We start from the raw sequence: 10,381 nt of genomic DNA on the forward strand, positions 1-10,381 counted from the left end.
CTCTTGTATTGGCTAAAGAACAGTTGCAAAACGAATTATTGCCGGAACTTCATGATACCCTATTATTTTCGGCATTGGCGGTTCCTAATCCACATTTGATCACGCTGGTCGATAGTGAGGTTTTGCAAAGTGGTTTGCAGGACGAACTTTCAACAAAGGTCAATCAACCGAATGAGCTTTTCCCTGATGGTGTCAATGTCAGCTTTGTGAAGGAGCTGGAACCAGGGAGCATTTATGTGCGGACATTCGAACGGGGGGTAGGCTTCACAAATGCGTGTGGAACGGCGATGTCAGCCTCAAGCCTAGTAACATGCTCTGTTGGATTAAACGCGTTGGAAAGTGAAATATCTGTCTACAATAACGGCGGAAAAGTTAAATGCGTGGTCCACCATGATGATGAAAGCCAAAAGTATTCAATTGATTTAATCGGGAACGCAACCTATGAATTCAAGGTATCGATTGAAATGGACTTAGATCAGCCTGAAAAATTTGAAGTGCTTGAAAAAGAGGATTTTGAATTGGAAACAAGCTTATATGCCAAGCTTCAGGATGAAGTTCAAAGTTATTTGAAAACAAAATTATAAAAAATTTCAGACTGCAGCAAACTCGAAGAAAAGAGAGTTTGCCTGCAGTTTTCTCATTTAAAAACCTCTTAGTAATGTAATCAAAAGACCATTCCCGTTAATCCGGAACGGAAGTCACGGGGCTCCTGCATAGAAAAGTGCGTTCCAGGAAGAGTGCCTGGTGAGGGGGATCAACGTTCCATATTAAACTCCTTAAGACCATCAGTTGTTGGTCTTTTTTTGTTTTAGGAACGACAATACTTCCAAAAAGGCTGGTCCATTATCGATGAGTCTGTAATCCATAAATGCACACCCTTCCCTTTTTATTCTGCTTGGTATGGTTTCAATCGTAAAGTCCTTTAACTGGAGACTTTCGTCCACTTCCTTCCAAAACAAGGGTGTAGCCACACCAGCGAAAGAATTTCCCCGCGGGGAATAAGGAAGGATGATGGTTTTTCCTTCACTATGCTGCACAAAGTCCAGGTAAAGTCGATTATGCCGATTTATTTTCATCCTTTCCGTAGTAAAATCATTTGGGGTGGAACTTGATAAGTAGTCACCGAGAAAGTCAGTGAAAATGCGTGTCTCTTGATAAGTAAATGTGTCTGCAGGCAGTGGGATGTGTATTTGCAGTCCTTTGTTACCTGAAGTTTTTACAAAAGCTTTTATCCTTAATGAATCCATCACCTTCTTTATTTCCTGTGCGGCCTTTATCGCTAAGGAGAAATATTCGATGGAAGGAGGATCCAAGTCCAGGACGATTTCGTCGGGACGTGTTTTACCCGCTTTCTGAAATGGCGCATGGAATTCCAATGCAAGTTGATTGCCGAACCAAAGAAGCGTTTCAATATCGTTACATAGCATATACTCGATATCTTCATCAATGAACGTTTTAATAAAGGACGGCGCATAATCAGGTTTGTTTTTCTGGAAAAATCTTTCTTTATCCAAAGTGCCATGAGGATAGCGGATCGTCGTTAGCAGTTTATCCTTCAAGAAGGGTAAGAAGAAAGCTGAAACCTCCCGTAAATAATGAAGGTATTCAACCTTTACCACCTTTTTATTTCCTGTTATCCAAAGCGGTTTATCCCTGGAAGTTATTTGTACAGTATCTGGAAATGTATATTGACCTAGCACGAATTTCTCCCAGGTACATTCTTCAGGAGCCGTTTGTAAAAGCCATTGTGAAAACTGAGGCTCACGCAATTCATTCTCCTCATACACGTGTAAGAATTGGACTTCGATGCAAATGGATGGATGGATATAAAAAAATTGTATGTCCTCGTCTGATGCATTTTGCTTGATCAGTTCATATAATATCCTTTTATCTTGAGGACTCAGTCCATTTTTAACACTTCCGATTTTGGTTACGGCACCTTCTTTGAAAACTGCGAGGGAAACGTAACCATTTTCTTTGTGCAATGCTGTAATGAAACAAGAAACGGTCTTCCAATTTTTCACCTTGATCCATGAGGCAGTACGTTTCCCTTCCTGCCAAGTCCCACCAATTTCCTTGGCGACAACACCTTCGCCATCTAATAGGGTGACCTTATTCAAGGCATTATCCAATACGTCAAAACTCTCTATTAATTGTATCAAAGCCTTATCGTTGGGATCAGGAGGCATAGGAAAGCCAAGATTTGCCCCCATATTCAACATCAATTCCCTTCTTTCTTCCATGGGTTTAGCTGCTACGTTTTTTCCGCTGATGCTAAGCAGGTCAAACGCTATGAACCGGCATGGGGAAAAACGGGCCTTTTCTGAAATTAAGGATTGTTTCCCAAGGCGTCCTCGCCACTGTATTTGGAAAAAGTCGGCTTTCGCCTGATTGGTAAGCCAGACCAATTCGCCATCCATCCGAAGCGGGAGATATTCTTCCAGGTGCAGATTTTTGATGTAAGCAATGATTTCCGGGAATTGTGGTGATAATTCCTTTTCGTTCCGACTCGAAATGCTAATGGTATCGGAGTCTATCGTTAATATAGCCCTAAAGCCGTCATATTTGACTTCATAACGCCAATCCTTGGAATTGGGGGCTTCAGGGTAATAGGTAGGCAGCATCGGTTTCATTTTTTGTATTTACCTCCGCAAATAATTGATTAACATTATTTTGCCAAAAAAACGAAGTGTTAGAGTTGGCAATTGTTTTTTCGGTTTTTTTTGAACAAAGGGGAATAATAAAATTGTTCTTCTCTTTAAAAATAAGTTATGAGGTGACGAATATGCATACGATGTGGAAGGGGAGCATATCATTCGGTTTGGTGAACATTCCGATCAAACTTCATGCTGCAACGGAGGATAAGGATATTTCTTTGAGGACGTTGCACAAGGAATGTCATTCACCGATTAAATACGAAAAGGTTTGCCCGGTATGCCAGAAAGAAGTGGGGAAGGATGATATAGTCCGCGCTTTTGAGTATACAAAGGGAAAGTTTGTTGTATTGGAAGACAATGAACTAGAACAACTGAAAAAACAAAACGAAGAAAAAGCCGTGGAAATCGTGGATTTCGTTAAAATTGAAGAAATAGATCCCATTTATTTTAACCGGAGTTATTACATGTCTCCTAATGACGGAGGGATAAAAGCTTATTCCCTTTTGAGACAGGCACTCAAGGAATCGAATAAGGTAGGGCTAGCGAAAATCATCATTCGCTCCAAAGAACAAATGGCGGTAATCCGAGTCGTTGATAATACCTTGGTGATGGAAACGATTCATTATCCGGATGAAGTTCGCCCCACAGCGGATGTTCCGAATATTCCTGCCAACGATACCATTGTAAAAAAAGAAATCGATACTGCCGTATTATTGATAGATCAATTAACGACTACTTTCGATCCGACAAAATACACCGATGACTATCGAACCGCGTTACTTGAATTGATTGAATCAAAGAAAGCAGGACAGACGACGATTCCAGCCAAAACAAAAGAACCAATTTCCAACAATGTAACCGATTTAATGGAGGCATTACAGGCATCCATTGACCGTACGAAACATGATGAAACGGAAATGAAAAAGACGACCCGAAAGAAAGTGGCACCGAAAAAAAAGAAGCAAGCTTAAACAGGAAGCTGAGCGGAAGACACATGATGTCGCTCGGCTTTCTGCTTGTTTTAGCAAGGTAATTTGCTTTCTATATGGTAAAGAAAGTGAATTAATAGGGGGGAGATTTACATAGGTAAGGAAAGTGCAAATATGTAAGTGGATCACGATGTAAGAAACAGAATGGAAATAAAAGAAAATGGTGGATGGAAATGAAGGCAAAAAAATTCGCTCCCTAAAGAGCGACAATGAGGAATTCAATCGTGAAAATCAACATATAGGCGAACGGTTGTAGTTTTCGACTATATATTGTGTTCATATTCTACCATATTTAATTCTGAAATAGCAACAAAATTACTGAAACTAACCTATGAATTTTTCTGGAAATCAATGATATTTCCCCCATTTAACGGCTATGAGGCTTTTGCATTTTCATATTCTTATAAAAAACTACAGTATAAAATGGACTTTTAGTATAATTTATACATACAGGATGATATAAATTAAATATGAATGGAAGATGCAAAATGGAAAATGGAAAAATCAAAGCACTTCATGCCGGGAAGCCGAAACAAGAAATTTTTTCAAATATCGAAATCTATTCAGCAATGGATAAACAAGAACAGGATAATGTGACAGTGACTAAATCAGGTATAATTGGTGATGGGGTTGGTAATGTAAAGTTCCATGGAGGTCCTGATCGCGTTTTGTGCTTTTACCCCTTTGAGCATTATTCAATATGGAATGAAAAATTCTCTAAAAAACTGGAAATCCCTGCATTCGGTGAAAATTTAACCGTAGCGGGGATGAGGGAAGAAACAACATATATTGGCGATATTTATCAAATAGGCGAAGTGATTGTTCAAATTAACCAGGGGAGGATACCTTGTTCGACCATTTCCCATTTCAATCAAGAACCTAAGTTTTTGGAACTCGTGCTGAAAACGAGTTTCACTGGTTATTTTGCAAGAGTACTTCAAGAAGGAACGATAAATAAACAAAACGATATTGTGCTGATAGATCGTTTGCAGGAAAAAATTTCAGTTCATTATGCAGCAGAGGTACTCCTTCATAAACGAGATGGGCTGGAAGGCGCAAAGGCTTTACTTACACTAGACTCGTTAGCGGAAGACTGGAAACAAAGGATTTTGAAGAGGGTTCAAGCTGCAAAAGGGTGAATGATTTTTGCAAAAGTGAAAAAAATGTCGATCAGGTATTGAAATTGACAGATTATTAATGTAAATTAAATATAATCAAATTTTGAAATCTTATGAAAATTATATAAATGGATCTTATCGAGAGAGGTGGAGGGACTGGCCCGAAGAAACCTCAGCAACCAGCTTAGGCAAAGGTGCTAAATCCAGCAAGCAGAGCTTGATAGATGAGGAGAATGTTTCAAAAAACCTTCTTCTTTGAGAAGGTTTTTTTTCCTTTTCTCTCATACTCATAGAATACGACAAAAACAGGATTGTTTTTGAGAGAGGGTGTAATGATGGATTTTCGTAAAGACGTGAAAGATAGAATACTGGTTGGGGAAGGGGCAATGGGGACCTTATTGTATTCAAATGGCATCGATCAATGTTATGAGGAATTAAACTGTACGAACCCAGATCAAATAGAGTCCATCCATCGTGCCTATCTGGAAGCCGGTGCAGATATCCTTCAATCGAATACATACGGAGCCAATTTCAACAAATTGAAACGGTATGGAATTGAAGATGAAGTAAGCAGAATCAATCGCCAGGGAGTCATTCTTGCTAAAAAAGCGGCAAAAGGAAAGGCATACGTCTTCGGTACCATAGGGGCACAGCGGAGCATCAGGAAATCGGATTTAAGCATGGAAGAGATAAAACGGGGTTTTCGTGAACAGCTATACAGTCTTTTGATGGAAAACCCTGATGGGATTCTCTTGGAAACATTTTATGACCTGGAAGAACTGGAAACCGTCCTGCAAATCGTTAAATATGAAACTGGACTGCCGATCATAGCAAATGTTTCGATGCATGAACTGGGAAATCTTCAAAATGGAATCCATTTAAATGAAGCTTTTCAAAAACTTGAGCAACTGGGTGCCGATGTTGTTGGGGTGAATTGCCGTCTCGGTCCACATCATATGATTCGGGCCTTGGAAGAAGTGAGTTTGCCAAAGCAAGCATCAATTGCCATATACCCAAATGCCAGCCTCCCGGATTATGTGGATGGAAGGCTCGTCTATAAAGCTGTGCCGGAATACTTCGGTTCAAGTGCCCTAGAACTTCGTGAGCAGGGGGCCGCGATCATAGGAGGGTGCTGTGGAACGACTCCGCTGCATATTCAAGCTGTAAAGAATGCGATTGGAAGTTTGGCTCCTGTGAAAGAGAAATTTACGAAATCCCGTGAAATAGAAATAATTGAAGTGAATGATAGAGAATTGGAACGTCCCCTGTTCGAAAAGGCCAAAACAGAAAGGACGATTCTAGTTGAACTTGATCCTCCGAAAAAGTTAGGTATAGAGAGCTTCATGACTGGTGCCGAGGTTTTGAAAAAAGCAGGGGTCGATTCCATTACATTAGCCGATAATTCGCTTGCCTCACCAAGGATATCGAATGATGCACTGGCCAATTTACTGAAGAACCAATTGAATATAGAGCCAATGGTGCATATAACATGCCGTGATCGAAATTTGATTGGACTGCAGTCACATTTAATGGGTCTGCAAACGGTGGGTCTGAACGAAATATTGATCATCACCGGAGACCCTTCAAAAATTGGGGACTTCCCGGGCGCCACTTCGGTTTATGATTTATCTTCCTTTGACCTAATAAGTATGGTCAAACAATTTAATGAAGGTCTTTCCTATTCGGGTCAAAGTTTGGGCCAACGGGCAAATTTCAAAATTGCTGCAGCGTTTAATCCCAATGTGAAATATCTGGATAAAGCGGTACTGAGAATGGAAAAGAAGATTGCCTGCGGTGCCCAATCCTTCTTGACACAGCCAATCTATTCTGTGGAGCAGATCGAAGAAGTATATGAAGCCACAAAACATTTAGAAACCCCGATCTTCATCGGTATCATGCCCTTGACAAGCACCAGGAACGCCGAATTCATCCATAATGAAATCCCAGGCATCAAATTGCCTGATAATGTTAGAAGAGCCATGGCGTTAGCGGGGGATGACCCTGTAAAGTCGAGGATTGAAGGAGTGAATATCGCGCGAGAGCTAGTGGACGCGGCAAGGGAAAAATTCAAGGGCATATATTTAATCACTCCGTTCCTTCGCTATGAAATGACGGCGGAACTTACGAAATATATTAGAAAAGTCGATAGTAAACATACATCAGAGGTGGCAGTACATGAATAAAAAAGCGATTCAAGATCAGTTAAATTCTAAAATACTCCTTCTTGACGGGGCGATGGGAACCATGCTTCAAGCGGAGAATTTGACGGCAGGGGATTTTGGAGGGGAACAATTCGAGGGCTGCAATGAATATTTATCATTGACGCAACCGGAAATCATCCAATCCATTCATGAAAAATATTTAGCAGCGGGTGCAGACATCATTGAAACAAATACCTTCGGAGCGACCAGCATCGTACTGGAGGAATACCAAATAAGCACTATCGCCTACAAGCTAAATAAGATTTCAGCTGAGCTTGCCGTTAAAGCTTGTGAAAAGTACTCCAATGATGAATGGCCAAGGTATGTAGCTGGCTCGATGGGTCCAACTACAAAAACGCTTTCCGTAACGGGAGGAACGACTTTTGATATTTTAACCGATTCCTATGCAGAACAGGCACTCGGTCTCTTGGATGGCGGGGTAGACTTGTTATTGGTGGAAACCTGTCAGGATATGCTTAATGTCAAGGCTGCCTTTTCCGGAATCAAAGCAGCATTCGCTAAAACAGGAAAAGATGTGCCTGTCATCATATCAGGGACAATCGAACCGATGGGCACTACACTTGCTGGCCAGTCCATCGAAGCTTTTTATTTATCGGTTGAACATATGAAGCCCGTTGCTGTCGGCCTTAATTGTGCAACAGGGCCGGAATTCATGATAGACCATATCAGGACACTTGCAGATATATCAAATAGCGCCATTAGCTGTTATCCGAATGCCGGGCTCCCTGATGAAGAAGGGCACTATCATGAGTCACCTACTTCACTGGCAGAGAAAATGAAGCAATTTGCCGAAAAGGGATGGATCAATATCATTGGTGGATGTTGTGGTACGACACCAGAACATATTAAAGAACTTTCCAGGGTCCTCGAAGGCATGAAACCCCGTACAATTACGGAAACAGCCCATGGTCATGCCGTATCGGGCATAGAGCCGCTAATTTATGATGATTCAATGCGGCCTTTATTCGTAGGTGAAAGAACGAATGTTATCGGTTCCCGAAAATTCAAGGAGCTGATACGCGGAAAGCATTATGAGCCAGCTGCCGAAATTGCACGATCCCAGGTAAAAAAAGGGGCCCATGTCATTGATATCTGTCTTGCTGATCCTGATGGGGATGAGCTTGGCGATATGAAGGAATTTGTGGAAGAGGTCGTCAAAAAAGTGAAAGTCCCATTGGTCATCGATACTACGGATGAAGCCGTGCTTGAACAAGCATTAAAACATTCACAAGGAAAATCGATCATTAATTCCATAAACCTTGAAGATGGTGAAGAGCGCTTTGAAAAAATAGTGCCATTAGTCCATCAATATGGTGCTGCCGTTGTCGTAGGAACCATTGATGAAACTGGGATGGCAGTCGATGCTGAACGGAAATTGGAAGTGGCTACACGGTCTGTGAATTTGCTCGTTAATAAGTACGGTCTGAACAAAAGTGACATCATTTTTGATCCGCTTGTATTTCCTGTAGGTACAGGGGATGAACAATATATTGGATCTGCATTGGAAACGGTGAATGGAATAAAGGCGATTAAAGAAAAATTTCCGGAATGCCTAACGATACTTGGCATTTCTAACGTTTCATTCGGTCTGCCAGCGAGGGGAAGGGAAATATTAAATGCCGTTTTCCTCTACCATTGTACAAAGGCGGGTCTCGATTATGCTATCGTGAATACAGAAAAACTTGAACGTTTCGCTCTGATACCGGAAGAGGAAGTGAAATTGGCTGAGGCACTGCTATTTGAGACTTCAACTGAAACTTTAGCGATTTTTACCGAGTTTTATCGCGGGAAAAAAGCGGAGAAGAAGGATAATGGTGTGATCCTGCCATTGGATGAACGTTTAGGTAACTATATTATCGAGGGAACGAAAGAAGGATTGGTTGATGATTTAAATGAAGCGATTGAGCGCGGTGACACCCCATTGGAAATCATCAATGGACCATTGATGGATGGCATGAGTGAGGTGGGGAGATTGTTTAATGACAACCAACTTATTGTCGCAGAGGTGCTTCAGAGTGCTGAAGCGATGAAGGCGGCAGTATCTCACCTTGAACCACTAATGGAAAACTCTGAAGATAGTGCTAAGAAAGGGAAAATCCTTTTGGCGACCGTCAAGGGAGATGTGCATGATATCGGGAAAAACCTAGTGGATATCATCCTATCCAATAATGGCTATGAAGTCATTGATTTGGGCATAAAGGTCGCACCGCAACAAATCATAGAAGAGGTTCGAAAACATGAGCCAACCATCATTGGCCTATCTGGGTTACTTGTCAAATCTGCACAGCAAATGGTTTTAACAGCACAGGATTTAAGGCAAGCGGGAATAGATACCCCAATTTTAGTGGGAGGGGCAGCATTATCCCGTAAATTCACCGATTTTAAAATATCACCAGAATATGAAGGACCGGTTTTATATTCCAAAGATGCGATGGATGGTTTGGCTGTAACGAATATTTTACATGACTCTGACAAAAAAGTGGTGTACTTGGAAGAGTTAGTCGAGAAACGGGAAAGAGCGAAAGCGAATGCCGCCATTGCTGCCACGATGGAAAAACCTGTTCGGAAGCAGTCCACAGCTGCCCCTTTAAGCGATGCTCCTGTTCAAATCCCGCATGACATCAAGCGTCACGTCCTGAAAAACTATCCATTGGATGTCATCCAGCCGTATATTAATAGGCAAATGCTGATTGGACATCATTTGGGGTTAAAAGGTAAAGTGTCCGAATTGCTTAAGCAAGGGAATGAAAAAGCAGTGCAACTCAATGATCTCGTTGATGAATTGATTGAATTTCTAAAGACGGAACCGGATTATGGTTTGAATGCAGTTTATCAATTTTTCCCTGCTCAAAGCGAAGGAGATAAGCTATTGGTATACAACCCGGAGAACCATAACGAGGTTTTGGAAACTTTCGACTTCCCCCGGCAAGATACGAATCCGCATCTTTGTTTAGCGGACTTCGCGAAACCAATCTCCTCCGGGCAAATGGATTATGTTGGTTTCTTCCTGGTCACTGCCGGAAAAGGGATTAGAAAATGGGCAGAAAAACTAAAGCTTGAAGGCGATTTCTTGAAAAATCACGCCCTTCAATCACTTGCTCTCGAAACAGCTGAAGGTTTCGCAGAAAGAATTCATCAATTAATGCGGGATGATTTAGGTATAAGCGATCCGATTGAAATGTCCATGAAAGAGCGGTTTGCCGCTAAGTATACCGGGCAAAGGTTTTCATTTGGTTATCCTGCTTGTCCTAATCTGGAAGACCAGGAGAAGCTATTCCGCCTGTTACAACCTCAGGATATTGGCGTGGAATTGACTGAAGGATTCATGATGGAACCAGAGGCTTCCGTGTCAGCCATTGTTTTTGCACATCCTGAAGCCCGTTACTTCAATGTCG

Annotated in this window: 6 protein-coding genes and 1 riboswitch; of the genes, 5 read left to right on the top strand and 1 reads right to left on the bottom strand. The window is 41.5% G+C overall.

Features of this window, described 5'->3' with window-relative positions; genetic code table 11:
- Window positions 1-584: diaminopimelate epimerase (locus tag ACFVSH_RS18495; RefSeq protein WP_483878305.1), on the top strand; the 584-nt coding region annotated here is incomplete at its 5' end.
- 201 nt (window positions 585-785) lie between these two features.
- On the opposite strand, the gene ligD is transcribed toward ACFVSH_RS18495, so the two are convergent.
- The gene (gene ligD / locus ACFVSH_RS18500) at window positions 786-2,633 is read right to left on the bottom strand and encodes a DNA ligase D (RefSeq protein ID WP_387604248.1); all 1,848 of its coding nucleotides are present in this window, start codon (window positions 2,631-2,633) and stop codon (window positions 786-788) included.
- A gap of 152 nt (window positions 2,634-2,785) precedes the next feature.
- Between ligD and ku the strand changes: the two genes are divergently transcribed.
- The 4 genes from ku to metH form a co-directional block, all read left to right on the top strand.
- Entirely contained in the window at window positions 2,786-3,628 is an 843-nt protein-coding gene (ku, locus tag ACFVSH_RS18505) for a non-homologous end joining protein Ku (protein ID WP_387604250.1), read from the top strand.
- A 506-nt stretch (window positions 3,629-4,134) separates the two neighbouring features.
- On the top strand, window positions 4,135-4,785 hold the full coding sequence (locus tag ACFVSH_RS18510) for an MOSC domain-containing protein (RefSeq protein WP_260286386.1): 651 nt from the start codon (window positions 4,135-4,137) through the stop codon (window positions 4,783-4,785).
- A 111-nt stretch (window positions 4,786-4,896) separates the two neighbouring features.
- A riboswitch (SAM riboswitch) is annotated at window positions 4,897-4,995 on the top strand.
- Between the two features lie 104 nt (window positions 4,996-5,099).
- The gene (locus ACFVSH_RS18515; protein WP_387604254.1) at window positions 5,100-6,947 is read left to right on the top strand and encodes a bifunctional homocysteine S-methyltransferase/methylenetetrahydrofolate reductase; all 1,848 of its coding nucleotides are present in this window, start codon (window positions 5,100-5,102) and stop codon (window positions 6,945-6,947) included.
- The coding region (gene metH, locus ACFVSH_RS18520) for a methionine synthase (RefSeq protein WP_387707242.1) at window positions 6,940-10,381 on the top strand (3,442 nt) is incomplete at its 3' end. The genes ACFVSH_RS18515 and metH, both read left to right, overlap by 8 nt.

It is taken from the genome of Peribacillus sp. NPDC058002, from assembly GCF_042886655.1.
In the GTDB taxonomy this organism is placed as follows: Bacteria; Bacillota; Bacilli; order Bacillales; family DSM-1321; genus Peribacillus; species Peribacillus aracenensis.